Source organism: Serratia sp. CY32780 (genome assembly GCF_052169135.1).
Taxonomy (GTDB): Bacteria; Pseudomonadota; Gammaproteobacteria; order Enterobacterales; family Enterobacteriaceae; genus Serratia; species Serratia sarumanii.
Map to the genome: position 1 here is coordinate 173,822 of NZ_JBJNLI010000001.1, position 25,789 is coordinate 199,610.

At 61.4% G+C, this 25,789-nt stretch carries 27 protein-coding genes and 1 other RNA gene; 23 read left to right on the forward strand and 5 right to left on the reverse strand.

The features are described 5' to 3' along the window. Positions 1 to 33 precede the first annotated feature (33 nt). The gene (locus tag ACJ8HH_RS00880; protein ID WP_039566991.1) at positions 34 to 1,749 is read right to left on the reverse strand and encodes an SgrR family transcriptional regulator; all 1,716 of its coding nucleotides are present in this window, start codon (positions 1,747 to 1,749) and stop codon (positions 34 to 36) included. 104 nt (positions 1,750 to 1,853) lie between these two features. On the opposite strand from ACJ8HH_RS00880, the gene cof reads away from it, so the two are divergent. Continuing rightward, complete coding sequence (cof, locus tag ACJ8HH_RS00885; protein WP_033647299.1) at positions 1,854 to 2,678, forward strand: HMP-PP phosphatase; 825 nt, start codon at positions 1,854 to 1,856, stop codon at positions 2,676 to 2,678. 60 nt (positions 2,679 to 2,738) lie between these two features. Here the strand turns inward: cof and ACJ8HH_RS00890 are convergent, their stop codons facing one another. Then, a complete protein-coding gene (locus ACJ8HH_RS00890) occupies positions 2,739 to 3,779 on the reverse strand; it encodes a PLP-dependent cysteine synthase family protein (RefSeq protein WP_041033654.1) in 1,041 nt (346 codons plus the stop codon). Positions 3,780 to 3,901: 122 nt separating this feature from the next. Here ACJ8HH_RS00890 and ACJ8HH_RS00895 point away from each other — a divergent pair, with 122 nt between their 5' ends. The 5 genes from ACJ8HH_RS00895 (at position 3,902) to amtB (ending at position 9,941) form a co-directional block, all read left to right on the forward strand. Beyond that, a complete protein-coding gene (locus ACJ8HH_RS00895) occupies positions 3,902 to 4,363 on the forward strand; it encodes an Lrp/AsnC family transcriptional regulator (protein ID WP_004940330.1) in 462 nt (153 codons plus the stop codon). A gap of 92 nt (positions 4,364 to 4,455) precedes the next feature. Continuing rightward, the gene (smdA, locus tag ACJ8HH_RS00900; protein ID WP_033647298.1) at positions 4,456 to 6,231 is read left to right on the forward strand and encodes a multidrug efflux ABC transporter permease/ATP-binding subunit SmdA; all 1,776 of its coding nucleotides are present in this window, start codon (positions 4,456 to 4,458) and stop codon (positions 6,229 to 6,231) included. Further along, complete coding sequence (smdB, locus tag ACJ8HH_RS00905) at positions 6,224 to 8,002, forward strand: multidrug efflux ABC transporter permease/ATP-binding subunit SmdB (protein ID WP_033647297.1); 1,779 nt, start codon at positions 6,224 to 6,226, stop codon at positions 8,000 to 8,002. The genes smdA and smdB overlap by 8 nt, the downstream gene beginning before the upstream one ends. 278 nt (positions 8,003 to 8,280) lie before the next feature. Beyond that, entirely contained in the window at positions 8,281 to 8,619 is a 339-nt protein-coding gene (glnK, locus tag ACJ8HH_RS00910; RefSeq protein ID WP_004940327.1) for a P-II family nitrogen regulator, read from the forward strand. Between the two features lie 35 nt (positions 8,620 to 8,654). Then, positions 8,655 to 9,941: an ammonium transporter AmtB gene (gene amtB, locus ACJ8HH_RS00915; RefSeq protein ID WP_004940322.1), complete on the forward strand. Its 1,287-nt coding sequence runs from the start codon at positions 8,655 to 8,657 to the stop codon at positions 9,939 to 9,941. Positions 9,942 to 10,031: 90 nt separating this feature from the next. Here the strand turns inward: amtB and tesB are convergent, their stop codons facing one another. Next, positions 10,032 to 10,895, reverse strand: a complete 864-nt coding sequence (tesB, locus tag ACJ8HH_RS00920) for an acyl-CoA thioesterase II (RefSeq protein ID WP_004940320.1) — start codon at positions 10,893 to 10,895, stop codon at positions 10,032 to 10,034. Positions 10,896 to 11,126: 231 nt separating this feature from the next. On the opposite strand from tesB, the gene ACJ8HH_RS00925 reads away from it, so the two are divergent. After that, positions 11,127 to 11,618, forward strand: coding sequence for a YbaY family lipoprotein (locus ACJ8HH_RS00925; protein ID WP_016928846.1), 492 nt, complete (start codon positions 11,127 to 11,129; stop codon positions 11,616 to 11,618). A gap of 64 nt (positions 11,619 to 11,682) precedes the next feature. On the opposite strand, the gene ACJ8HH_RS00930 is transcribed toward ACJ8HH_RS00925, so the two are convergent. Beyond that, positions 11,683 to 11,997: an MGMT family protein gene (locus ACJ8HH_RS00930; RefSeq protein ID WP_033647296.1), complete on the reverse strand. Its 315-nt coding sequence runs from the start codon at positions 11,995 to 11,997 to the stop codon at positions 11,683 to 11,685. Between the two features lie 156 nt (positions 11,998 to 12,153). Between ACJ8HH_RS00930 and ffs the strand changes: the two genes are divergently transcribed. The 16 genes from ffs (at position 12,154) to ACJ8HH_RS01010 (ending at position 25,263) form a co-directional block, all read left to right on the forward strand. After that, an RNA gene (gene ffs / locus ACJ8HH_RS00935) (signal recognition particle sRNA small type) lies at positions 12,154 to 12,250 on the forward strand. Positions 12,251 to 12,618: 368 nt separating this feature from the next. Then, the gene (locus ACJ8HH_RS00940; RefSeq protein ID WP_033637326.1) at positions 12,619 to 13,416 is read left to right on the forward strand and encodes a winged helix-turn-helix domain-containing protein; all 798 of its coding nucleotides are present in this window, start codon (positions 12,619 to 12,621) and stop codon (positions 13,414 to 13,416) included. After that, complete coding sequence (locus ACJ8HH_RS00945) at positions 13,401 to 13,895, forward strand: FidL-like protein (protein WP_033637327.1); 495 nt, start codon at positions 13,401 to 13,403, stop codon at positions 13,893 to 13,895. Before ACJ8HH_RS00940 ends, ACJ8HH_RS00945 begins: the two co-directional genes overlap by 16 nt. 398 nt (positions 13,896 to 14,293) lie before the next feature. Next, positions 14,294 to 14,779: a winged helix-turn-helix domain-containing protein gene (locus tag ACJ8HH_RS00950; protein ID WP_033637328.1), complete on the forward strand. Its 486-nt coding sequence runs from the start codon at positions 14,294 to 14,296 to the stop codon at positions 14,777 to 14,779. 30 nt (positions 14,780 to 14,809) lie between these two features. Continuing rightward, entirely contained in the window at positions 14,810 to 15,313 is a 504-nt protein-coding gene (locus ACJ8HH_RS00955) for a type II secretion system protein N (RefSeq protein WP_197761729.1), read from the forward strand. 126 nt (positions 15,314 to 15,439) lie between these two features. After that, a complete protein-coding gene (gspD, locus tag ACJ8HH_RS00960) occupies positions 15,440 to 17,329 on the forward strand; it encodes a type II secretion system secretin GspD (RefSeq protein ID WP_033638681.1) in 1,890 nt (629 codons plus the stop codon). Next, entirely contained in the window at positions 17,326 to 18,822 is a 1,497-nt protein-coding gene (gspE, locus tag ACJ8HH_RS00965; RefSeq protein WP_172904926.1) for a type II secretion system ATPase GspE, read from the forward strand. The genes gspD and gspE overlap by 4 nt, the downstream gene beginning before the upstream one ends. Then, positions 18,812 to 20,023 carry a type II secretion system inner membrane protein GspF gene (gene gspF / locus ACJ8HH_RS00970; protein WP_033647285.1) on the forward strand — a complete coding sequence of 404 codons (1,212 nt, stop codon included), beginning with the start codon at positions 18,812 to 18,814 and terminating at the stop codon, positions 20,021 to 20,023. The genes gspE and gspF overlap by 11 nt, the downstream gene beginning before the upstream one ends. Before the next feature lie 11 nt (positions 20,024 to 20,034). Further along, entirely contained in the window at positions 20,035 to 20,499 is a 465-nt protein-coding gene (gspG, locus tag ACJ8HH_RS00975; protein WP_048321315.1) for a type II secretion system major pseudopilin GspG, read from the forward strand. After that, positions 20,496 to 20,966 carry a prepilin-type N-terminal cleavage/methylation domain-containing protein gene (locus ACJ8HH_RS00980; protein ID WP_060451909.1) on the forward strand — a complete coding sequence of 157 codons (471 nt, stop codon included), beginning with the start codon at positions 20,496 to 20,498 and terminating at the stop codon, positions 20,964 to 20,966. Before gspG ends, ACJ8HH_RS00980 begins: the two co-directional genes overlap by 4 nt. Then, positions 20,950 to 21,327, forward strand: coding sequence for a type II secretion system minor pseudopilin GspI (gene gspI, locus ACJ8HH_RS00985; RefSeq protein ID WP_223182041.1), 378 nt, complete (start codon positions 20,950 to 20,952; stop codon positions 21,325 to 21,327). The genes ACJ8HH_RS00980 and gspI overlap by 17 nt, the downstream gene beginning before the upstream one ends. Continuing rightward, positions 21,324 to 21,935, forward strand: a complete 612-nt coding sequence (gene gspJ / locus ACJ8HH_RS00990) for a type II secretion system minor pseudopilin GspJ (RefSeq protein ID WP_033647282.1) — start codon at positions 21,324 to 21,326, stop codon at positions 21,933 to 21,935. Before gspI ends, gspJ begins: the two co-directional genes overlap by 4 nt. Beyond that, complete coding sequence (gene gspK, locus ACJ8HH_RS00995) at positions 21,932 to 22,834, forward strand: type II secretion system minor pseudopilin GspK (protein ID WP_033647281.1); 903 nt, start codon at positions 21,932 to 21,934, stop codon at positions 22,832 to 22,834. The genes gspJ and gspK overlap by 4 nt, the downstream gene beginning before the upstream one ends. Positions 22,835 to 22,837: 3 nt before the next feature. Next, positions 22,838 to 23,968: a type II secretion system protein GspL gene (gspL, locus tag ACJ8HH_RS01000; RefSeq protein ID WP_033647280.1), complete on the forward strand. Its 1,131-nt coding sequence runs from the start codon at positions 22,838 to 22,840 to the stop codon at positions 23,966 to 23,968. Beyond that, complete coding sequence (gene gspM, locus ACJ8HH_RS01005) at positions 23,965 to 24,411, forward strand: type II secretion system protein GspM (protein WP_039566985.1); 447 nt, start codon at positions 23,965 to 23,967, stop codon at positions 24,409 to 24,411. Before gspL ends, gspM begins: the two co-directional genes overlap by 4 nt. A gap of 36 nt (positions 24,412 to 24,447) precedes the next feature. Next, entirely contained in the window at positions 24,448 to 25,263 is an 816-nt protein-coding gene (locus ACJ8HH_RS01010; RefSeq protein WP_060451908.1) for a prepilin peptidase, read from the forward strand. Here ACJ8HH_RS01010 and gspS read toward each other — a convergent pair. Then, the gene (gene gspS / locus ACJ8HH_RS01015; RefSeq protein ID WP_033647278.1) at positions 25,260 to 25,622 is read right to left on the reverse strand and encodes a type II secretion system pilot lipoprotein GspS; all 363 of its coding nucleotides are present in this window, start codon (positions 25,620 to 25,622) and stop codon (positions 25,260 to 25,262) included. The two genes, ACJ8HH_RS01010 and gspS, sit on opposite strands and share 4 nt — an antisense overlap. Between the last annotated feature and the right edge of the window lie 167 nt (positions 25,623 to 25,789).

Sequence of the window (25,789 nt, forward strand, 5' to 3'; positions counted from 1 at the left end):
CAGAAAGGGCCGCCAGGTGCAGGGCGGTTCGGCTCAGGCCGGGGCGTCGTCCACCGGCGGCGGCAGCCACGCCTGGCAAAAATCGAACCAGCCGTGGGCGGTCAGCGTGACGCCATGCATGCGCGGCGGCGCGCTGATCTGATACTGGTAGTGAAACAGCGGCGTGATGATGGCGGCGGCCATCAGCCGTTGATAATAAGCCTGCAGTTGTGCGAAGCGCGGTTGCTGCGCCTGCAGCTGCTGGATCTGCCGCAGCGTGTCCTGTTGCTGTTGCCAGCGGCTTTCCGTCAGGATGCCGCGCCACAGCGTATCCTGCCGCAGCCAGCTCTCCAGCGTCGCCTCCGGCGCTTCGCCGATCAGGTTGTCCGCCAGCAGCAGGTCGGCCTGGGCGATCTGTTCCTCGCTTTGCCAGCGCTTGCCGGCGTAGTAGCGCACTTCCAGCTCGCAGCCGTGCTGCGCGAGCAGCCGCTGTAGCGCGGCCGTCACCGTTTCCAGCTCGACCGGCGGCCGATACAACAGCGTCAGCCGGGCGGGCAGGGCGACGTCCTCTTCGACCTGTTGGCGAGGGATGCGCCAGCCGGGCAGCATTTCATGGCTGGGGGTGATCACGCTGTTGGGGATCGGCAGATGGCTCAGCAGGCCGGATTGCTGGATCAGCATCAGCAGTTTTTGCCCCTGGGCTTCGCTCAGCACGCCGTGGCGCAGGTTCAGCGCCAGATAACACCAACCCAGGCTCATGCTGCGCTGCACCGGCCGGGCCTGCGCCAAATCGTCTTGTTGACCGATGGTGATGCGCACCGGATGCTGGCAGCTGGTGTAGGGGGCGGCGGTGGGCAGATCGGGGGTGATCCAGTATTCGATGGTGTCCAGATACGGATGCTGCAGGTGGTAACCGGCGTGCTGTTCCAGCCGCACCAGCTGCGGTTCATTCAGCGTCAGCTTGAACGGGCCGGCGCCGATGGCCGGCAGCTCCGGGTGGGTCATCAGGCAAGGCAGTTCCGCCAGCCGGTGGGCCAGCCAGTAATCCGGCAGATGCAGATCGAACTGAACGCACAGCGGATGCGGCAGGCTGATGCGCGCGACGTTGGCCAGGCTCGGTTGGCTGCGCGGGTGGTGTTGCAGTTTTTCCAGCGTTTGCAGCAGCTGGTGGCCGGTCAACGGTTCGCCGTTGTGCCAGCGCAGCTGGCTGCGCAGAAAGAAGCGCCAGCGCAGGCCGCGATCGCTAATCTGCCAATGGTGCGCCAGATCGGGCTGCGGTTCCGGGTTACCGGTCATCAGGCGCGTCAGCCCGGCGTGCAGGGTCGACACCAGGTGTTGCTCGGCGCGGCCGGTCAGCGTGAGCGGGTCGAGCGCTTCCAGCGTGCGGTAATAGGGAATGCGCAGCGTCGGGCTGCCGGCCTGCCATTGCCCGCCGAGGTGCGGGCTGAGCAGATCCTGCAGGTGCTGCGGATCGAGCTGCGCCATCTCCAGCGCCCCCTGATGGTTGCCCTGTTGCAGCAGCTGTTGCAACAGCTGCGCGCGTAGCTCATCCGGGGTTTTCAGGCAGTGCAGGCGAGCGCGTTTGCCCCGGCCGGGCTGCGAATGCCAGCTCAGCCAGCCCTGATCCTGCAGCTGTTGCACCAGCGTGCGGGCGTGCCGCTCGCTGCAGTAGAACATCGCCGCCAGTTCGCCGATGGTCACGGCGACCGGCGCGCTGCCGAGCTGATGGTACAGGCGTTGATATTGGCTGAGGCGGTGAACCAGGCGCATGGGCAGAAATCCGGAACGGTTTTTTCAAATTGTTCACTATTACTTCCGCAAATACCATTCCATACTGCACGGATTGTAATCGCGTTCACATTCAAGAGGTCTTTATGTATCGCCTGGCAGCTTTCGATATGGACGGCACGCTGTTGATGCCGGATCACCGGGTTGGCCCGGAAACGCTGGCGGTGCTGAACCAGCTGGTGGAACGGGAGATGGTGGTGACGTTCGCCACCGGGCGGCACTACCTCGACGCGCAGCCGATCATGGCGCAGCTGGGGCTGCAGGGCTACCTGATCACCGGCAACGGCACGCGGGTGTATGACAACCGCGGCCAACAGCTGCACGCTACCGATCTGCCGGCGGCGGTCGCCGAAGAGGTGCTGCATCATCATTGGCGCACCCGCGCCAGCATGCATGTGTTCCGCGACGAAGGCTGGCTGACCGAGTTTCCCGTGCCGGAAGAGATGCTGCGGGCGCACCACCTGAGCGGCTTTCGTTTTCAGCTGGCCGACGTGCGCCGCCTGCCGGCGTTCGGCAACAGCAAGGTGTGCTTTGTCGCGCCGCACGAGGAGCTGCTGGCGTTGCAGGTGCAGCTGCGGGCGCAGCTGGGTGACGAGGCAGACCTGTGCTTTTCCGCCTACGATTGCCTGGAGGTGCTGCCGCTCGGTTGCAATAAGGGCACGGCGCTGGACCGGCTGAGCCGCCATCTGGGGCTGACGATGGCCGACTGCATGGCGTTCGGCGACGCGATGAACGACAAAGAGATGCTGGGGGCGGTGGGGCACGGCGTGGTGATGGGCAACGCCTTGCCGCAGCTGAAATCCCTGTTGCCGCAACTACCGGTTATCGGCCATTGCCAACAGCAGGCGGTGGCCCACTATTTACAACATTGGCTGCGTTCACCTTGCCTCACCTATTCCCCCGAAGAATGAGGTTCTCCTTACAGCCGGCCGGGTATGACTACCCGGCTTTTTTTTATCCGGAGCCTGGCGTTACAAATCCGCCAGCTGCGCCAGATACGGCTGCAGATCGCCGATGTTATTGCTGACCCATTCCGGGTTGTAATAGGTATCCAGATAACGCTCGCCGCTGTCGCACAGCAGGGTGACGATCGACCCTTGCTCGCCGTTTTCCCGCATCTGCTTCGCCAGCTGCAGCGCCCCCCAGACGTTGGTGCCGGTGGAAGCGCCAACCTTGCGGCCGAGCACGCCTTCCAGCCAGTGAATGGTAGCGACACTGGCGGCATCCGGCACCCGCAGCATGTTGTCGACCACCGACGGGATGAACGACGGCTCGGCACGTGGGCGGCCGATGCCTTCGATGCGGCTGCCGCAGCTGCCGATCAGGGTGCGATCGCCGTGGTGGAAGCAGTCATAGAACACCGAATTTTCCGGATCGACCACCGTCAATTGCGTATCGTGCCCCTGATAGCGGATGTAGCGCCCCAGCGTGGCGGAGGTGCCGCCGGTGCCAGCGCTCATCACGATGTGTTTCGGCACCGGGAAGGGTTCGCGCGCCATCTGGCGGAAGATGCTGTCGGCGATGTTGTTGTTGCCGCGCCAGTCGGTGGCGCGCTCGGCGTAGGTGAACTGATCCATATAGTGGCCGTTCAGCTCTTTCGCCAGCTGTTCGGAGGCGGCGTAGATCTGGGCGGCGTGATCGACGAAGTGACAGCGGCCGCCGTAAAAGGCGATCTGCTCCACCTTGCGGCGCGCGGTGCAGGACGGCATCACCGCGATGAACGGCAGGCCGATCAGACGGGCGAAGTAGGCTTCGGACACCGCGGTGCTGCCGGAAGAGGCCTCGATGATGGTGGTGTTTTCGGTGATCCAGCCGTTGCACAGGCCATAAAGGAACAGCGAGCGCGCCAGACGGTGTTTCAGGCTACCGGTCGGGTGGGTGCTCTCATCTTTCAGATACAGGCAGATGCCGGGAAACGCCGGCATGTTCAGGCGAATCAGGTGCGTATCGGCGGAGCGCTGAAAATCCGCTTCTATTTCACCGATAGCATATTTTACCCAAGAGTTTGTCATGATTTGGCCTCAGAATAGGGGGCTGGTTTATGGCGTAGCATAGCCTGTCGGCAGGAAAAAAGGATTGCCATTTTCCCTGTTTAATCGCCTAATGGGAGAAAATTTTTCTCCTGGTAGCCGCTATGTTAGATAAAACAGACCGTAAGCTGCTGTGCATGCTGCAGCAAGATTGCACCCAGTCACTGCAGGCGCTGGCCGATGCGGTCAATTTGACCTCGACGCCGTGCTGGAAACGGCTGAAGCGCCTGGAAGACGAGGGCTATATCCGCGGCCGGGTGGCGCTGCTGGATAACGAAAAGCTCGGCCTGGGGCTGACGGCGTTTGTGCTGATCAAGACCCAGCAGCACAGCAGCGAGTGGTATCAGGCGTTTGTGCAGTTGACCAGCCAGATGCCCGAGGTGCTGGCGTTCTACCGCATGGCGGGGGAGTACGATTACCTGATGCAGGTCGAAGTGGCGGACATGAAAAGCTACGACGGCTTTTATAAGCGCCTGGTGAACGGCGTACCGGGCCTCATCGACGTCACCTCGAGCTTTGCCATGGAAAAAATCAAATACACCACTGCATTGCCGGTGCCGGAGTGAAAAGTTCACCGGACGGGCGGCTCAACGGTGGTATCCTGCTCCGCTGAAGCAGAAAAAGAGACAAATCCCATAAAATCCTGGAATCAAACTGCGTGAGATTATTTGCTCAAATCGGCTGGTACTTCCGCCGGGAGTGGCGCCGCTACCTCGGGGCGGTGGTGCTGCTGATCGTCATCGCCATCCTGCAACTGTTGCCGCCTAAGCTGGTCGGCATCATCGTGGACGGCGTCACCGAAAAACAAATGTCTACCGGCGTGCTGATGGCCTGGCTCGGGCTGATGATCGGCACCGCGATCGTCGTTTACCTGCTGCGCTATGTGTGGCGGGTATTGCTGTTCGGCGCGTCCTACCAGCTGGCGGTCGAACTGCGCGAGAACTTTTACCGCCAGCTCAGCCGGCAAAACCCGGCGTTCTACCTGCGCCACCGCACCGGCGATCTGATGGCGCGCGCCACCAACGACGTGGACCGCGTGGTGTTCGCCGCCGGCGAAGGCGTGCTGACGCTGGTGGATTCGCTGGTGATGGGGTTGGTGGTGCTGGTGGTGATGAGCACCCAAATCAGCTGGCAGCTGACGGTGCTGGCGTTGATCCCGATGCCGCTGATGGCGATCGCCATCAAATATTACGGCGACCAGCTGCACCAGCGCTTTAAATCGGCGCAGGCGGCGTTTTCCAGCCTGAACGATCAGGCGCAGGAAAGCATGACCAGCATCCGCATGATCAAGGCCTTTGGGCTGGAAGATCACCAATCCAACCGCTTTGCCGACGTCGCGGCGCAGACCGGCGCCAAGAACATGCACGTGGCGCGGGTGGATGCGCGCTTCGATCCTACCATTTATATCGCCATCGGCGCCTCTAACCTACTGGCCATCGGCGGCGGCAGTTGGATGGTGGTGAACGGGTCGCTGACGCTCGGGCAACTGACCAGCTTTGTGATGTACCTCGGCCTGATGATCTGGCCAATGCTGGCGCTGGCCTGGATGTTCAACATCGTCGAGCGCGGCAGCGCGGCCTACAGCCGCATCCGCAGCCTGCTCGACGAGGCGCCGGCGGTGCAGGACGGCCCGCAGGCGCTGCCGGCCGGGCGCGGCGTGCTGGACGTGGATATCCGCGCGTTCCACTACCCGGAAAATCCGCACCCGGCGCTGCATGATGTGGCGCTGACGCTGAAACCGGGGCAGATGCTGGGGCTGTGCGGGCCGACCGGCGCCGGCAAATCGACGCTGCTGTCGCTGATCCAGCGCCAGTTCGACGTCGATCAAGGGCAGATCCGCTATCACGGCCTGCCGCTGCCGCAGGCCAAACTCGACGACTGGCGTTCGCGGCTGTCGGTGGTGAGCCAAACGCCGTTCCTGTTCTCCGATACCGTGGCGAACAACATCGCGCTGGGCCATCCGGGGGCGACGCAGGCGCAGATCGAACAGGCGGCGCGGTTGGCCAGCGTCCATGAGGACATTCTGCGGTTGCCGCAGGGCTATGACACCGAGGTGGGCGAACGCGGCGTGATGCTGTCGGGCGGGCAGAAACAGCGAATCTCCATTGCGCGCGCGCTGCTGCTGGATGCGGAGATCCTGATCCTTGACGACGCGCTGTCGGCGGTGGACGGCCGCACCGAACACCAGATCCTGCACAACCTGCGCAGCTGGGGGCAAGATCGCACGGTGATCATCAGCGCGCACCGGCTGTCGGCGTTGACCGAAGCCGGCGAGATCCTGGTGATGCAGCACGGCGGCGTGGCGCAGCGCGGCGATCATGCGGCGCTGGCGGCGCAGCCGGGCTGGTATCGCGATATGTACCGTTATCAGCAGTTGGAAGCGGCGCTGGACGAAGCGCCGGAAAACGGCGAGGAGGCGTTGGCCGATGAATAAAGTGCAAAAGCTGTGGCCGACGCTGAAGCGGCTGCTGGCCTACGGCTCGCCGTACCGCAAACCGCTGGGACTGGCGGTGCTGATGCTGTGGGTGGCGGCGGCGGCGGAAGTCGCCGGGCCGATCCTGGTGAGCTATTTCATCGATAACTACGTCGCCAAAGGGCAGCTGCCGCTGACGATCGTCGGCGGGCTGGCGGCGGCTTACATTCTGCTGGAGCTGCTGGCGGCGGCGCTGCACTACTTCCAGGCGCTGCTGTTCAACCAGGCAGCGGTGGGCGTGGTGCAGCGGCTGCGCACCGACGTGATGGACGCTGCGCTGCGCCAGCCGCTCAGCGCCTTCGACACCCAGCCGGTCGGGCAATTGATCTCGCGCGTCACCAACGACACCGAGGTGATCAAGGATCTGTACGTGATGGTGGTCTCCACGGTGCTGAAAAGCGCCGCGCTGATCGGCGCCATGCTGGTGGCGATGTTCAGTCTCGACTGGCGCATGGCGCTGGTGGCGGTCTGCATCTTCCCGGCGGTGTTCGTGGTGATGGGCATCTATCAATACTACAGCACGCCGATCGTGCGCCGGGTGCGCAGCTATCTGGCGGACATCAACGACGGCTTTAACGAAGTGATCAACGGCATGGGCGTGATTCAGCAGTTCCGCCAGCAGGTGCGCTTCGGCGAGCGCATGAGCGCCGCCAGCCAGTCGCACTATCTGGCGCGTATGCAGACCCTGCGGCTCGACGGTTTTCTGCTGCGGCCGCTGCTCAGCCTGTTTTCGGCGCTGGTGCTGTGCGGCCTGCTGATGCTGTTCGGCTTCAGCGGCGAAGGCGTGATTGGCGTCGGCGTGCTCTACGCCTTCATCAATTATCTGGGGCGCCTGAACGAACCGCTGATCGAGCTGACTTCGCAGCAGTCGATCCTGCAGCAGGCGGTGGTGGCCGGCGAACGCATCTTCGAGCTGATGGATCGCAGCCAGCAGAGTTACGGCGCCGACGATCGTCCGTTGGCCGGTGGCCGCATCGACATCACCGATCTGAGCTTCGCCTACCGCGCGGACAAAAAGGTGCTGCAGCACATTTCGCTGGCGGTGCCGTCGCGCGGCTTCGTGGCGCTGGTCGGGCATACCGGCAGCGGCAAGAGCACCTTGGCCAACCTGCTGATGGGCTATTACCCGGTCAGCGAGGGGGAAGTGCGCCTCGATGGCCGCCCGATCTCCAGCCTGTCGCACCGCACGCTGCGCCAGGGCGTGGCGATGGTGCAGCAGGATCCGGTGGTGATCGCCGATTCGGTGCTGGCCAACGTCACGCTGGGGCGCAACATCGAGGAAGAGGCCGTGTGGCGGGCGCTGGAAACGGTGCAGCTGGCGGATCTGGTGCGCGGCTTCCCGCAGGGCATTCACACCCGGCTGGGAGAGCAGGGCAATAACCTGTCGGTCGGGCAGAAACAGCTGCTGGCGATGGCGCGGGTGTTGGTGCAGGCGCCGCAGATCCTGATCCTCGACGAGGCGACCGCCAACATCGACTCGGGCACCGAACAGGCGATCCAGCGCGCGCTGCGTGCGATCCGCGAGCACACCACGCTGGTGGTGATCGCCCACCGATTGTCGACCATCGTCGATGCCGACTCCATTCTGGTGCTGCATCGCGGCCAGGCGGTGGAGCAGGGCAATCATCAGCAGCTGCTGGCGCAGCAGGGGCGCTACTACCAGATGTATCAGCTGCAGCTGGCGGGCGAGCAGTTGGCGGAAGCGGTGCGCGAGGAGAGCCAACCCGCCTGAACATGGGCCGCGATCGCGGCCCTTGTTTCTTTCCCTCGCACCACAAGCAGGCAACCCGCCTGCGTCACGCCCCCTTTCTGCACTTTTTCGACGCGATGCGCACCAAATCAGTGCGCATTATTTAACCCATTCAAGGTATCGGTGCGGCGCTGCGTCGCGGGGGCGCCCGCGTGCCCGCTAATCCGCTGAATCGCCATGAAAAATTAAATTTGGCACAGCCCTTGCTACATAAGAGGCGTACCAGGGGTGAGTTTGGGCTTAATTCGTGGAGGGGCAATATGAAGCTGGTGACCGTGGTAATCAAACCGTTCAAGCTGGAGGACGTGCGCGAGGCCCTGTCCTCCGTGGGCATTCAGGGGTTGACCGTAACCGAAGTGAAGGGCTTTGGCCGCCAGAAGGGGCACGCCGAGCTGTATCGCGGCGCTGAATATAACGTCAACTTCCTGCCCAAGGTCAAAATCGATATCGCCATCGCCGACGATCAGTTGGATGAAGTGGTTGATGTGATTAGCAAAGCCGCCTACACCGGCAAAATCGGCGACGGCAAAATTTTCGTTGCCGAGTTGCAACGCGTGATCCGCATTCGCACCGGCGAAACCGACGAATCGGCACTGTAACCGCGAACTCAGTTAAGTGATGGGGATGATTGATAATGAAAAGACTGTTATCCATGTTGGGCCTGAGTTCGGTAACCCTGGTTCCTTCTTTGGCCCTGGCCGCTCCGGCGGTCGCTGATAAGGCCGACAACGCCTTTATGATGATCTGCACCGCGTTGGTGCTGTTCATGACGCTGCCCGGCATCGCGCTGTTTTACGGCGGCCTGCTGCGCGGCAAAAACGTGCTGTCGATGCTGACGCAGGTCACCGTCACCTTCGCGCTGGTTTGCGTGCTGTGGGTGTTGTATGGCTACAGCCTGGCGTTCAGCGAGGGCAATGCGGTGTTCGGCGGGTTCGAAACGGCGATGCTGAAAGGCATCGGCATCGACAGCGTCACCGGCAGCATCAGCCAGATGATCCACGTCGCCTTCCAGGCCTCCTTCGCCTGTATCACCGTGGCGCTGGTGGTGGGTGGCTTCGCCGAACGCATTCGCTTCTCGGCGGTGCTGATCTTCGCGATCCTGTGGTTCACGTTGTCTTACCTGCCGATCGCGCACATGGTGTGGGGCGGCGGCTACCTGGCCGCCGACGGCGCATTGGACTTCGCCGGCGGCACCGTGGTGCACATCAACGCCGCCAGCGCCGGGTTGATCGGCGCCTACCTGATCGGCAAGCGCGCCGGCTTCGGTAAAGAGGCCTTCAAACCGCACAACCTGCCGATGGTGTTTACCGGGGCGTCGATCCTGTATATCGGCTGGTTCGGCTTCAACGCCGGCTCCGCCAGCGCGGCCAACGGCATTGCAGCCCTGGCATTCCTCAACACCGTGGTTGCCACCGCGGGCGCCATTCTCTCCTGGACCTTCGCCGAATGGGTGCTGCGCGGCAAGCCTTCGCTGCTGGGCGCCTGCTCCGGCATGATCGCCGGGTTGGTTGCGGTGACGCCGGCGGCGGGCACCGTGGGCGTGGGCGGGGCGTTGATCATCGGCCTGGTGGGCGGCGTCGCCGGTCTGTGGGGCGTCGTAACGCTGAAAAAATGGCTGAAAGTGGACGACACCTGCGACGTATTCGGCGTGCACGGGGTGTGCGGCATCGTCGGCTGCCTGCTGACGGGCGTGTTCACCGCCTCTTCACTGGGCGGCACCGGCTACGCCGAAGGCGTGACGATGGGCCACCAGGTCTGGATCCAGCTGGTGAGCGTGCTGATCACGCTGGTGTGGTCGAGCGTCGCCGCCTTTATCGCCTTCAAGATCGCGGGCGCCATGGTGGGGCTGAGAGTGCCGGAAGAGCAGGAACGCGAGGGGCTGGATGTCAACAGCCACGGCGAGAGCGCCTACAACCAATAAGACTCGAAGCAGGGCAGTGCGCTAAAGACTAAAATAATGATGAAGCCAAAAGGGGCGATGGAAACATCGCCCCTTTCTTTATATTGCGGATCAGGCGTCGCGCTGGCGAATCACCCCTTCCTGCACGGTGGTGGCGACCAGTACGCCGTCGCGGGTGTAGATCTGGCCGCGCACAAAGCCCCGTGCGCCGGAGGCGGAGGAGCTCTCCACCGCGTACAGCAGCCAGTCATCCATGCGGAACGGACGGTGGAACCACATCGAGTGGTCAATGGTGGCCACCTGCATGCCCGGCTCGAGGAAGCCCACGCCGTGCGGCTGCAGCGCCGTCGGCAGGAAGTTAAAGTCCGACGCGTAGCCCAGCAGATATTGGTGGATGCGCTGATCGTCCGGCATGCTGCCGTTGGCGCGGAACCACACGTAGCGATGCGGTTCTTCCACGCTGCCTTTCAGCGGGTTGTGGAATTTCACCGGGCGCATTTCGATCGGCTTCTGGCCGATAAATTTTTCGCGCACTTTTTCCGGCAGCATATGCGCCAGTTTCTGGGCGATCTCTGACTCGGACAGCAGCCCTTCCGGCGGCGGCACGTCCGGCATCAGGTTCTGATGCTCGAAACCCGCTTCCGGGCTCTGGAAGGAGGCGGTCATATAGAAGATAGGTTTGCCGTGCTGGATGGCGCTGACGCGGCGCGCACTGAAACTGTTGCCGTCGCGCAGGGTTTCCACGTCGTAAACGATAGGCTTGCTGCTGTCGCCTGGGCGCAGGAAGTAGCTGTGGAACGAATGCACGCTGCGTTCGTCCGGCACCGTCTGTTTGGCGGCGTACAGCGCCTGGCCGACCACTTGCCCACCGAACACCTGGCGCAGCCCCAGATCTTCACTCTGGCCGCGGAACAGCCCTTCTTCGATTTTCTCCAGATCCAGCAGATCGAGGAGGTTTTGCAATGCCTGGCTCATAAAGTTATTACCTTTCTAATAATCATTTTGCGCAGTGTGCGGAATATCACGGCGCGGCGTCAACATTTTGCGTTAAAGGGCCGATGAGAATGCTCTTAATCGTGGACGCCTTGGGTTGTTTAAGTGATTAATAGGCAGGGTAAAGTGGATTTATCAGTGTTTTGTGCTAGGTTTAATAGGTGAGGTGGTGAAAGCCACCAACATGTTGATAATAAAAAAGGAGACCGATCCATGAAACTCTGGCAAATCGTAGGCGGTGCCGCGGCACTGACGATCACGCTGGCGGGATGCGCGCAAAAGAGTGCTGATGTGCCTACCCAGGCGGCCGGTAATCCGGCGGCTGCGCAAACGCAGATTCAGGGCCCGGCGGTGACAGGTTCGGTTAATATACGTCAGCGCATTGCGCTGCCGCCGGACGCCGTACTGACGGTCACCCTCTCTGATGCCTCGCTGGCAGATGCGCCGTCCAAAGTGATTGCACAGCGCGCGGTACGTACTGAAGGGCAGCAGGCGCCATTCAGCTTTACGCTGCCGTACAACCCGTCCGACATCCAACCGAATGCGCGTATCATTCTGAGCGCGGCGGTGACGGTCAACGGGCGACTGATGTTTATTACCGACACCATCCAGGAAGTGGTTAACCGCAACGGCACCCGTGCCGATCTGCTGCTGGTTCCGGTTCAGGGTGTGCCGATTCAGGCTGCGCCAACCGCCATGCAGTAAGCTTACTGCGGTACAGCAAGATGAAATCAGCAGCCTTTGCGCTTCGGCCAAAGGCTGTTTTGTTTTACCAGCGCCAGCCGTAGCGATCGAAATCGACCGTGCTGTGCGGGCCGAAAATAATCCCCTCCGCCAGCAATGCCTGCCGTTGCCGTTGAAAATCCTCCCCCTGCTGCGAGATCTGTCCGTGCCGGTTGATCACCCGGTGCCAGGGCAGCGTGCTGCCTTCCGGCAAACGCCGCAGCACGCCCCCGACCTGACGCGCGGCGCGCGGCGAGCCGGCCAGCCGGGCGACTTCGCCGTAGGTGGTGACTTTGCCGAACGGGATGGCGGCCACGATATGGAAAACCCGCTGGCTGAAAGAGGCGTCTTCTGGTTGCATATTGCTGTTCCTGCGTGACTCAAAACCCAGGCGAAGAGTGTGCCACAGCGCAGGTGGGTAAGAAAACAGCGGTTAACCCCGGTTGGCTTGCTATTTGATGGGGCATCGCCGATAATGCCCACCGCTTCGGAGTACAGAAGCCGTCAATGGGGGCCCTGTTGGTTCTCCCGCAACACTAACTTGTGAACTCGGTCAGGTCCGGAAGGAAGCAGCCGCAGCAGGTGACGTGTGTGCCGGGATGTAGCTGGCAGGGTCCCCACCCATTTTGCGGCCCGCAAAATGTTTATCCCCGTTATTCCTCATGTCGACAAGCTGCGCAAGCGTCATTTCGCACGCCGCGAGCGTGAATCTTTTCCTCTGCGCCGTTTTTGCCCTTCTCCTCCCGTGACCAAATGTATTGTTGCCAACAGATCCGATGACGGTGAAAAAATAGCGTTTATATCGTTATTTGTGGGACAAATAATGACGCAGGGATAGGGAAAATTCTTAAAGTTGCACGCCTGTTGGGATGGCGTTAGTATGGTTTATTCTCGTTGCGAAAAAACTATCCGCGCTTCGCGGCGGTCGACGAACTGGCTGAATAAGTTTAAATAATAACCCGTGTGCGCTGTCAGGCTGAACATGATTTATATCATTGATAAAGATATTACATTTAACACTGAAAACGGTTCATTGAAGAGTATAAAGAAGGGACGGGAAGTTTTCTTATCCAGCGTCAATTCGAGAGTATTCAAATGCTTGCTCGAGCATGGCCACGAGGCGGTAAGCCGGGAAACGCTGTTGCAACAGGTTTGGAGCGATCACGGCTTGAGCGCTTCTTCCGCGACGTTAAATCAATATATCAGCCTGACGCGGCGGGCCTTGACGTCTGTCGGTTTCAACGAGCGCCTGATCGTTACCCTCTCTAAAAAGGGGTATAGACTCAATAGAATAATATCGATAGAGCGGCTGCGGATTGATTTGCCTGAGCCTCCCCACGCCGCGGACGTTCCCGCTACATCGCCCGCATCCGCCGCGGCGTCAAAAAATACCCACCATTATTTTTTTATTCTGCTGCGCAGCTTATCGATCGTCGTGCCATTATCTTTTCTGGCGCTGTGCTTCATCTATTACAAACATCATCGCGACAGTGAAAAGAAGCAGGTATTGTCTTACGTCGGTACGGTGAACGGCTGCCCGATCTACTATGCCGGCCATTTTTTGGAGAATCATCAGGACGACTATTTGCAGTTCTTGATCCGTAAGGATCTTTATGGCCAGCGTTGCCGCCCCGGTGAGATTATCATCACCAAGGTTAACCGTTCTCATAATGCCAGTGAAGACAGCGGACGCCAGTTTATCGCCAAATGCACGAAGGACAGTGCGGCCGTTTTGCATAATTGTGAGAGCGAGTACATCCGGGCATGGAAAAAAAGTTAAATATCTTGTCAGCCACGCTGGTCGGCCTGTGCGTGTTGACCGGCAGCGTGGTGTATTCCCTGGTGCGCAGCCATCATGGCTTCGGCGATTTGTCCTGCGAAGCGAACGCCACGTTTAATTATTTCAATTCGCTGGACGCGCAGGCGGCGCACGATGATATCCAGCTGTCGCTAAAAATAAACTACATCTTTTTGTCCGGCGATAAGGGCGTGATGATGCTGTCGGGCCTGGCCAACGATGGCGAAGAGAAGTATTTCGTCAACCGACGGGTTAACTTCAGCTACGTCTCGCAAGGCAGTTTTTATCGCTTCCACTATGGCGAGGTGAATTATTCGCCGCGTGATACCTTGCCGGACGAGGTGTATACTTACTTTTTCAGCACTGAATCGACGTTTTATCATATTCGCAGCGTGGATAAGAATACGTTGATGTTTAGCGATGCCTACTCGCCGATGTTTTTATGCAATATTGAATCCTGATGTGCATGTTATTTTATATGGGTTAAGGTGTATTCTGGTTACCTTTTATATCCTCATGTCCTGCCTTTTTCGCACGCAGCTAATAACATGGGTTATTATGCGTGAATGCCTATTTTTTCATTGTTAATCAAATTTAATGGTGATTTAGCTATTTTACAAAAACGGCTATCATCATGTTTTTAAATGATTTAATGAATCTAAGGCGATGCGGTGTAGCCATATTAATTTTATATTGTTTATATTAAAGAAATAAGTTGCATGAATGTTTTTCGCATGATTAATTGAGGCCGCTCTTGAAACGGCGAACTATTAATTTTCATTGAAAATGCATCTCGCCGCATGCGTGCAAAGGTGATGGCACAAGAGCCTTTGGACTTCATTAAACTGATAGGCGAGAGATGGACATACATAACATTGCCCTGAACGAGACTCTGTTGGAAAATGAGTTGGTGATATTAAACAACAATGAAAAAACGCTGTTGTTTAAAAAAGAGAATGTGCTCATTGAAATGACCGAATTACAGCGGCGCTTCATGCTGTGCCTGTTGAGCGGTATTTATAAGAAGAACGACATTATTCGCGCGGTCTGGTTTTGCAATCATGAGACCATCAGCGACAACAATTATTATCAGATGATATTCCAATGCCGTTCTTTGCTCTCACGCCACGGTATTCCCGGCGAGGTGATCAAGACCATTCCCCGATTTGGCGTGATGCTGAGCTTTCAGGCCTGCGAGCGCGCGGCCGCTAATTTGCAGGGGGACTGCCCGTCGCCATCGGCTAATAAGCGCCGGCGAACGTGGTTGGACGCCGTGAATTATAAAGTGGCCCTGATCATCACGCTGCTGTTTTCTGTCGCGATGGTGGTCGGTATTTCCGCTTAGCGTTGACACCGTTGAATAACCGGGGGGCACGTGAGCAAGCGGTTGACAGACCTTCTTATTCTACTTTTCTGCCTGATAAATCTGGCATTCATGCTCCAGCTGGGATGGCGAATGGTGGCCGGGGATGGCGCGCCCGTTGAGCCGAGCCGTGAAAACGCGCGCGGGTCGGTGCGTCATAGTGTCTTTCCTCAGGAAGATGGCATCGGAAAAATTAATGACGCGCACTGGTTTGGCCGCTATCAAGCGGCGAAAAACGGCGAAAAGGCGCACGGGTATAAAGTCGGCGAATGGGCGATCGGTGCCGAGCTGCTGGCTAACGCGCCGGAAGCCGCAGCGCTCGGCAAGATAGCCGGCTTGCTGTTCAGCGACAACGCCAAAAAAAGCCTGGTCATCGTCGAGCATGGCGGCAAGCAAACCGGTTATGGCGTTGGCGACCGTCTGGCCGGCAGCAATGCCGTTATCGTGCGGATAGTGAAAAATAAAATACTGCTCGATGAAAACGGCTATTACGCCACGCTGACGTTTAAAGAGTAGCCGGCGCGTCGTTTCGGCGCGGGGTGTTTCATAGCATAAGGCGACATTGTGATTACGCATTTCATTTATCGTTCTGGCCCAGGCTGGAGCGCCGGCTTATGGCGCGCATTAGCGGCGGCGGCCGTCATGATCGCGCTGGGCGGCGCGGCGCGCGCGGAGCAATTCTCTGCCAATTTCAAAGGCACGGACATTCAGGAATTTATCAATACGGTCAGTAAAAACCTGGGCAAAACCATCATTATCGATCCGGCGGTGAAAGGTAAGGTCACGGTGCGCAGCTACGAACAGCTCGACGAGAAACAGTATTACCAGTTCTTTCTCAACGTGCTGGACGTCTATGGCTATACGGTCATCGGCATGCCCAACAACGTCCTGAAGGTGATCGCCGCCAAAGAGGGGAAAAGAGCCGCGCTGGCGCAAAACGGCGCAGAGGCGATCGCCGAAGGGGATGAGGTGGTGATGCGCGTGGTGCCGCTGCGCAATATCGCGGCCAAGGACGTTTCGCCGATATTGCGCCAGCTTAACGACAGCATCGGCGTGGGCAGCGTGGCGCATTACGAGCAGGGCAACGCGCTGTTGATCACCGGGCGGGCCAGCGTGGTCAACGGCCTGCTAGAGCTGGTCAGGGAGATGGATCAGGACGACGGCAATCGGGTCGAGACCCTCGCGCTGAAGCATGCGGCGGCGCCGGAGATCGCGCGCATGGTGAATGAACTGTTTCGCGAAGAGGGCAAGCGGCGTACGGCCGGCGCGAGCTCGCTGCGGCTGGTGGCGGATGAGCGAACCAACAGCGTGATGATCGCCGGGGACGATCGGGCCCGCGAACACGCCAAAGAACTGATTGATCAGCTGGATAACAAGAGCGTCACCCAGGGCAATACCCAGGTTATTCCGCTCAAATACGCCAAGGCGCAGAGCCTGGTCGAGGTATTGACCGGCGTGAGTGCGGGCCTGCAAAACGAGAAAGAGAGCGCCGCCGCCAACGTGGCGCTGCTGAAAAACGTGGTGATCAAGGCCGATGAGCAGACCAATGCGCTGATCATCACCGCCGCGCCGGACGTGATGCGCGATCTGGAGGCGGTGGTCGCCAAGCTCGACGTGCGCCGCGCGCAGGTGCTGGTCGAAGCGGTGATCGTCGAAGTGCAGGATGGGCAGGGGCTGAACATCGGCGTGCAGTGGGCCAACAAATACGGCGGCGGCACGCAGTTTGCCGGCTCGGCGCCCGGGGTGTCGGCGGGGTTCGAAAACGGCATGAGCGACGTGTTCGGCAAGGCCAACGGCCTGATGACCGGTTTCTACAGCGGTAACTGGGGCGTATTGCTGTCCGCCATCGCCAGCAACAACCAAAACAATATCCTGGCCACGCCGAGCATCGTCACGCTGGATAACGCCGAGGCGGAGTTCAGCGTCGGGCAGGATGTGCCGATCCTGACCGGTTCGCAAACCACCAACAGCGATAACGTCTTCAATACCGTGTCGCGCAAGACGGTGGGGATCAAACTCAAGGTCAAACCGCAGATCAACCAGGGCCAGTCCGTGCTGCTGCAGATCGAACAGGAGGTCTCCAGCGTTGCCGACAGCGCCGGCGCCACGCCGGATTCGCTGGGGGCGACCTTCAATATCCGCACGGTCAACAACACGGTGCTGGTGGACAGCGGCGAAACTGTGGTGGTGGGCGGCCTGTTGGACAAGTCCAACTCGGAGCTGGAGAGCAGCGTGCCGATCCTCGGCAAGATCCCGCTGGTGGGGGCGTTGTTTCGCTCGACCGCCACCAAAGCGAGCAAGCGCAATTTGATGCTGTTTATCCGCCCGACCATCATTCGCAGCACCGAGGGGTATGCCCGGCAGAGCCAACGCAAGTTAGGCAAGTTCGACGCCGAGCAGCAGGACGATCGTGAGCTGAATGACGCGCTGCGCGGCGAGATCGCCGGCGATAAGAAGGCGCTCGACAATCGGGCGTTTCTCGCCACCGTTGCCAGTATCGACGCGTTTTATCCGCGGGGAGCCCGCCCGTGAAGCGCCGTTCCGCGGGGCCGCTGCTGCCTTTCGCCTGGGCGCGCCAGCATGGCGTGCTGGCCGTCGATGGGCAGAGCGGAATCCAAATGTATTGCCATCCTGAAACGAGCCACGCCGGGTTGATGGAGGCCTACCGCTGCCTGCCCGGCGTGCCGGCGCTGGCCCAGCTGGAGGTGGCGGCTTTTGATCAACGGCTGGTGGCGCACTACCAGCAGGAGAGCGGCCAGGCGCAGAGAATGATCGACGATCTGGGCGGCGAACTGGATTTTTACGCGCTGGCCGAAGAGCTGCCGCAGCAGCAAGACCTGTTGGACGAACAGGACGATGCGCCGATTATCCGCCTGATCAACGCTTTACTGAGCGAGGCGATCAAAGAGCGCGCCTCCGATATCCACATCGAAACCTACGAGAGCGAGCTGGTGATCCGCTTTCGCATCGACGGCGCGCTGCGGCGGATTCTGGCGCCGCAGCGCAAGCTGGCGGCGCTGCTGGTGTCGCGCATCAAGGTGATGTCGAAGCTGGATATCGCCGAGAAGCGCGTGCCGCAGGACGGGCGCATGGCGCTGAAGGTCGGCGGGCGGGCGATAGACGTGCGGGTGTCGGTGATGCCGGCCAGCCACGGCGAGCGCGTGGTCATGCGCCTGTTGGACAAACAGGGCGTGCGGCTCGAACTGCCCAGCCTGGGTATGGCGCCGGCGCACCAGCAGGCGTTGCTGCGCCTGATCCGCCAGCCGCACGGCATCATTTTGGTCACCGGGCCGACCGGCTCCGGCAAGAGCACCACGCTCTATACCTTGCTGAGCCAGATCAACGATGAACAGCGCAACATCATGACGATCGAAGATCCCGTCGAGTATGAGTTGGCCGGCATCGCGCAGACGCAGGTGAATCCCAAGGTGGACATGACCTTCGCACGCGGCCTGCGCGCGCTGTTGCGGCAGGATCCCGACGTGGTGCTGATCGGCGAGATCCGCGACGGCGAAACGGCGCAGATCGCGGTGCAGGCCTCATTGACCGGGCATTTGGTGCTGTCGACCCTGCATACCAACACGGCGATCGGCGCCGTGACCCGGCTGCGGGACATGGGGGTCGAACCGTTTCTGCTTTCGAGTTCGCTCAGCGGCGTGTTGGCGCAGCGCCTGGTGCGTCGGCTTTGTCCGCAGTGCCGCGAGCCCTATGCGCTGTCTGACGCGCAGCGGCGCCTGCTGGGGCTGCCACCGACGCAGGCGGTGACCTGCTGGCGCCCGTTGGGGTGCGAGGCCTGCGGCGGGCAGGGATATCACGGCCGAATCGGCTTGCACGAACTGTTGGTGCTGGATGAACCGATGCGCATGGCGATCCATCGCGGTGACGGCGAGCTGGACATCGCGAAACTGGCCGCCGAACGCTACCTGCCGCTGCGCCAGGATGGGATCGCCAAGATGCGCGCCGGGGAGACCAGCCTGGAGGAAGTGCTGCGGGTGACGCGCGAAGGGGACGGCGATGAAGTTTGATTATCGCGCCTGCGATCGTGAGGGGCGCGCCCAGCGCGGCGTGTTGGAGGCGGATTCTCTGCGCCACGCCCGCGATCGCCTGCGTGAAAAGGGGTGGCAGGTGCTGGCGGTGCAAGCGCGCGGGCGGCCCGTTTTCGCCGGCATGTTGGCCGGCCGCTGGATGAGCGGCGTGAGCAGCGGCGATGTGGCGCTGTTGACCCGGCAGCTGGCGACGCTGCTCTCCGCTGCGCTGCCGCTCGAGGAAGCGTTGATGGCGGTGGCGCGGCAAACGGAGAAAAAAGGCCTGCAGGCGGCGTTGGCTCAGGTGCGGCAGCGCATTCTGGAGGGCTTCCCGCTGGCGCAGGCTCTAGGGCAGCATCCGCGAATTTTTGACCGTCTCTACTGCGCCATGGTGGCGGCCGGTGAGATTTCCGGCCATCTGGCGCCGGTGCTGGAGCGGCTGGCCGACTACGTCGAACAGCGCCAGCAAATGAAGAACAAGATCGTGCAGGCGCTGGTGTACCCGATGGTGCTGACGGCGGTGGCGATCGGCGTAGTGGCGATCCTGTTGACGGCGGTGGTGCCGAAGGTGATCGAACAGTTTGTGCATATGAAACAGACCTTGCCGCTGTCGACCCGGATGCTGCTCGGCGCCAGCGACGGGCTGCGCCAATGGGGGGCATTGGCGCTGATGTTGGCGCTGGCGAGTCTCGGCGCTTTCCGCTATCGCCTGCGGGATCCGGCGCGGCGCGTGCGCTGGCATGCGTTCATCCTGCGGTTGCCGGTGGTCGGCAAACTGTCGCTGGCGGTGAATACGGCGCGCTACGCCAAAACGCTGAGCATTTTGAACGCCAGCGCGGTGCCGTTGCTGGAGGCGATGCGCATCAGCGCCGGTGTGTTGGGCAACGACGCCGCCCGCGAACGGCTGCTGGCGGCGATGGAGCGGGTGCGGGAGGGCGAAGGGTTATCGCCGTCGCTCGAGGGCACCGCGCTGTTCTCGCCGATGATGCGGCACATGATCATGTCCGGCGAGCGCAGCGGTGAGCTGGACATGATGCTCGAGCGGGCGGCGGCTATGCAGCAGGAGGCCTTCAGCCGGCAAATCACGCTGGCGCTGGGGTTGTTCGAGCCTTTATTGGTGATCGCGATGGCCGGTTCGGTGCTGTTCATCATTTTGGCCATCCTACAGCCGATATTGCAGCTCAATAATATGGTCGGCTAATCATGCCATTAATGGAGAGTAAAGTGAGTTATATCAGCAAGACAAGCAGGTCTCGGCAGCGAGGGTTTACGCTGCTGGAAATCATGGTGGTGATCGTCATTCTGGGGCTGTTGGCCAGCCTGACCATTCCAAGCCTGATGGGAAACAAGGAGAAGGCCGATCGGCAAAAGGCCGCCAGCGATATCGTGGCGCTGGAGAACGCGCTGGATATGTACAAGCTGGATAACGGGCGTTATCCCAGCGCGGAGCAGGGGCTGGCGGCGCTGGTGACCCGGCCGGTGCTGGCGCCGATCCCGAGGAATTATCCCGAAGACGGCTATATTCGCCGGTTGCCGCAAGATCCCTGGGGGCAGGAGTACCGTCTGCGCAACCCGGGGCGCCACGGCAAGCTGGACGTGTTTTCTCTGGGCCAGGACGGCGTTGCCGACACCGATGACGACATCGGCAACTGGGTGGCCGACGCCGACGCGCCATGAGGCGCATACGCGGCTTTACGCTGCTGGAGATCATGCTGGTATTGCTGTTGCTGGGAGTGACCAGCGGCCTGGTGATGCTGAGTTTTCCTGCGGATGAGAAGCCGCTGGCGCGGCAGGGGGAGCGGCTGAACCATTGGCTGTATGCCCTCGCCGAGCGGGCCGAACGTGAAGGGGTTAGTTATGGCGTGGCGTTCTCCAGCGGCGGTTGGCGCAGCGTCGCCGCCGAAGAGGGGCGGGATGAATACGTTTTGCCGGAGGGCATCGCGCTGCGGCTGAGCGTTGATGGGCAAGCCGTCACGCTTGACGACGCGGCGGCGCAGATGCCGCAGGTGTGGCTGTATCCGGGGGGCGAAACCACGGCGTTCAGCGTGGCGCTGTCGCAGGGCAAGTGCCAGTGGCGATTGCAGGCACCCGGTTACTTCGTATTTGAAACGACGGATATTCGTTGCGATGACGCGGAAAATTAAACGCCAGCGGGGTATGACGCTGCTGGAGGTAATGGTGGCCTTGATGATCTTCGCCATCGGCTGCCTGGCGCTGATCAACAGCACCGGCGGCCAGGTGCGCAGCCTGAGCGCGATCGAAGCCAAGACCGTTGCGCTGTGGGTGGCGGACAACCAGTTGACGCTGCTGCAGCTCGACCCGCATCCGCCGACGCTGGCCTGGCATTCGGGCACTGCGGCGATGGCCGGTGAAACCTGGCACTGGCGCTATCGCGGGCAGGAGACCAGCGACGCCGGAATGCGGGCGATCGCGATTGAAGTCCGGCGCGATCCGCAGGATCGCAACGCGCTGGTGGAGATGCTGGCCTACAGGGCACTGCCATGAAACGCGGTTCGCAATGCGGTTTTACGCTGGTGGAAATGCTGCTGGCCATCGCCCTGTTCGCCATGCTGTCGCTCACCGCGCTGGCGGTCTTTAGGGGCGTGCTGAAAAGCGATGAAATCACCCGGCGCAAATCGACGCAGCTGACCCAGCTGCAACGGGCGCTGGCGATCGTCGAACGCGATTTCACTCATGCGCAGGCGCGGGCGCCGATTGGCGATAAGCGCTTGCCGGCGGTGCCGGAGTTCGCGGTGCGGCAGACGGTGGGCGAGGACGCGGATATACAGCTGCTGCTGATCCGAAACGGCTGGCCGAATCCACACGCTCGGCTGCCGCGCGCCACGCTGGAGCGGGTGGAGTATCGCTACCGGCAGGGGCGGCTCGAGCGTCTCAGCTATCCGAGTTTGGGCAGCCCGCAGGCGGCGGCGCGCAGCGTGCTGCTGCTGCCGGAGGTGACGCGGTTCCGCCTGCGTTTTTACCTGCAGGGCGAATGGTTGACGGCCTGGCGCGCCGGCGGGCTGCTGCCGCAGGCGGTGGAGATCGTCGTCGAAACTCCCGCGCTGGGGGAGGTGCGCCGCATCGTCACGGTGCCCGCCGCGAGGCCATCATGAAAAAACAACGCGGTATGGCGCTGTTGATGGTGCTGCTGCTGATGTCGCTGATGGCGATCGTGGCGATCAATATCAACGATAACTGGCAGCGTTCGCTGGCGCGCACCCAGTCTCAACAGGATCGGCTGAAGGCCAAATGGCTGCTGCTGGGCGGGGAGATCTACGCCCAACAGCGGTTGCGGCAGGCGGGAGAGAAGCGCAAGGCCTGGGGAGCATCAGGAGCGGCGTTCAGTATGCGTACCGAAGAGGGGGAGGTGGCGATACGCCTGCGCCGCGTCGATGCCTGTTTCAACCTAAATGCCCTGATCCGCGCCGCCGGCCCAACGGAGGCCGGGGATAGCGAGGGGGGGCCCCCCAATAAGGAGAGGCGGATATTCATGCTGTTACTGAACAACCTGGGGATCGACGACGCGCAGGCGGCCGCGATTGCCGAGGCCATCGTCGCCAGGGGCGATGACGAGGGGTATCTGATGGGGAATGTCAGCGAACTGCGGGAGCTGGCCGGCATCGATCGTGAGCTTTACCTGCGCCTGGCACCGCAGCTTTGTGCGGCGCCGGATGCCGAACTGCGCATCAACCCGGATGCCGTGAGCGAGGCGCAATTACCGCTGCTGCGGGCGATGCTGATGAACGCCCTGAGCGATGAACGGCTGCGGGCGCTGCTGGCGGCCCGTCCGCCGCAGGGCTGGCAGACGCTGGCGTTTTTGTCGCAGGAAAAAGCGCTGCAAGACTTGGGTGACGACGATCTCGGCGAGCGATTGACGTTCGACGATAGCCGCTGGATTGCGCAGCTGCAGCTGACGCTGAACGACGGGCGCTATCGGCTCGTCAGCGCGTTGCAACCGGGCCAGTCAGGCGTCACGGTCAGCGGACGCCTGTTCGACAGAGGGGAGGGGTAAAGGGTGGCGAATACAATCCTGCTTATCGCGCTGAGCGAGGACTTGATGGCCGATGTGCGCTGGGGCCGCGTCGGCGAGACGAGTTGCCGCTTTGGCGCCCACCTCGATCTGACCGAAGGCGGCGGCGAGTTGGCTGCCATGGCGCAGGGCAGCCGCGTCGTGGTGTTGGTGCCTGCCCGTCATGTGGCGCTGAGGCAAACGACATTCCAGGGCAAGGCCCGGCAGGCGACGCCGCTGGCGCTGGCCTACGCCCATGAGGCCGGATTATTGGCCGATGCTGAGCAGATGCACTGGGCGGTGCTGGACAAGGCGCAGCGCGATTTCACCCTCGCCGGCGTCGCGCTGACGCAGATGCAGGAATGGGTCGAGCGCCTGAGCGCCAGCGGCATTCGCGCCGATAAAATGCTGCCCGACGTGCTGGCATTGCCGCTGCCCGGCCAATGCAGCGCGCTGCATTGGCGCAACCACTGGTTGATCCGAACGGGAAGCGGGCAGGGAATGCAGCTGCCCGACGCCTGGCTGGGCTGCGCTTCACTGCCGACGCCGGACTGGTGTCTGCACCGCGGCGGGGAGGTTCCGGCGGGCTGGGAAGCGGCGCGCATTGACGAGGATCCGCTCTGGCGACTGGCGGAAGAGGCCTGGAACAGTACATTCACGCTGCTGCAGGGACGTTTCAAACCGAGCGTACGCTGGCCGCGCCGCCTGCCCGACAAGACCGCCTGCGCGCTGCTGTTGCTCAGCGGTTCGCTGCTGGTGGGCGGTTTGCATCACCAACAGATGGCCCGGCAGAACGAGAGCCAGATTGCGGCGCTCTCACGGCACCTGCTGCCGGGTCAGGCCGCGTCGGCGTTTGCCGAGCAGGCGGCGAAAGCGCGGGTGCGGCGTATGCAGGATGCCCTGAATGCGCCGCAGCTGTTCAGGCTGTTGCCCTACGCGGCCGGGGCGCTCGCGTTATGGGCGCCCCCGCAGCTGCAGGCGCTGGCTTTCGACGCCGCCGACGATCGTCTGGTGGTGACGGTGAACAGAAACGACGTGCCGCTGCCGGCGCCGGTTAACGACGGCGAGGTCAGCATGGCGTTCAGCGAAGGCGGTGCGTCCAACCAGGCGATCCTGACGGTGAGAGGTGAGCGATGAATATCGGGTGGCGCGATAAGGCGTTGCGGCGGGCGGTGCTGTTAAGCCTGTTGCTGCTGGCAGCCTGCGGCTACTGCCTGTATCAGTTTTCACAGGCGCAGAAAAGCGCACAGCGCCTGGCCGCGCTGCAGGGGCAGGCACGCGTCATCCAGCAACTGCAGGCGCGCTTGCCGCCGGATGCCGCTGCGCGCGAGCAACTGCCGGAGCGGCTGCGGCAGAGCGCGCAGGCGTTCCGCATCCCCATCATCGCCCTGACGGAAAGTGATGCGCAGATGCAGGTGGGGCTGCCGCCCGTGCCGTTTGAAAGCCTGCTGTCGTGGCTGGCCGCCCTGCAGCGTGAGCATGGCATCCGCGTGCTGGCGCTCGCCGTGGAACGCGCGGAGCAGGCGCCGGGCATAGTGCAGGTCAGCCTGCTGCGGGTAACGACGCAGCCGTCGATGTAACCAACGCGAAAGAATCATCAGGGATCAGAAAAAATCATGCTATTTGCTATAAACGCGGCGGCAGATGAACACTGGCTGTTATTTAGCGCCGTGTTGAGTCTGTGCGTCGGTAGTTTTATTAACGTAGTCGTTTATCGGCTGCCCATTATGCTTGAGCGCGAAATGGAAACGGCGCAGGCCGAGCGGTTCGATCTCTTTTGGCCGCGTTCATTCTGTCCGTCATGCAAAAAAAAATTATCGGCGTTCGATAATATTCCTTTATTAAGTTGGCTGCTGTTGCGTGGCCGCTGTCGTTATTGCCGCCGTCCTATTGCCGTGCGTTATCCACTGCTGGAATTATTTCTGATGCTGATGGGGATAACCCTGGCCTGGCGGCTCGGCATCGGGGGGGATTGGTTTTTCATGCTGACGTTGGTTGCGCTGTTGCTGGCGTTGGCGGCGATCGACAACCAATGTCAGCTGCTGCCGGATTGCCTGACGCTATCGCTGCTGTGGATCGGCTTACTGTGGCATTGTCTGGCGCACCCGGCCTTTTTGCCGGCGGCGGTCATTGGCGCGATGGCGGGCTATCTGGCGCTCTGGCTATTGTATTGGGGATTTCGTTTGGCGACCGGCCGCGAGGGGCTGGGATACGGCGATTTCAAACTGTTGGCGGCGCTTGGCGCCTGGGGCGGCTATGCCGCTTTGCCGTCGATCCTGCTGTTCGCCTCCGCCGGCAGCCTGCTGTGGCTGTTGCTGCGCGCGTGGCGCGGCGGCGATGCGGCCCAACCCCTGCCCTTCGGGCCGGGGCTGGCGACGGCGGGCGCCGGCGCGGTGGCCTGTCAGTGGCTTGCGCTGCCGATAGGGGGCTAACGCAGCTGGGCTAAAAAAGGCGCCAGCGAGCGGTTGAGTTCACGGCACTTTTCCTGCAGCGGCGTGGCGTCGGCCTCCAGCTGCGCGGCGACGTGTTTACCCGCCGCAAGCAGTTGGGCGCGATTGAGCGCCGGCGTCCAATCTTTTTCCTTCGCTTCCTGCAGCGCCGCCGCCGCGAGCTTATCGCCGGCCGGAATATCGGCGCGGTTGCACCTGTCTCTTAGAAATTGACCGGCGCCGACCAGCGACGACAGCTGGTCGCGTTGGGTGGCGGCGTCAGGAGCCGATTTGGCGGCGTGCTGGCAGCCGGATAACAGCAGGGATGCCACGATCGCTGCGGCAATATTTTTCAATGTCACGTTATTTTCTCTGCGGTGTTGGTACGGTGTATTTATTTTCTTGCTCGGTGCTACGGTATTTCACGCTTTCCGGATTATTTTAAACGTTTGTCATGCCATTTAATATCATGACGATATTAGGTTTTATTATTTTAATGCATTCTAAGTGCCGGGCGTTCAGGGCTTCT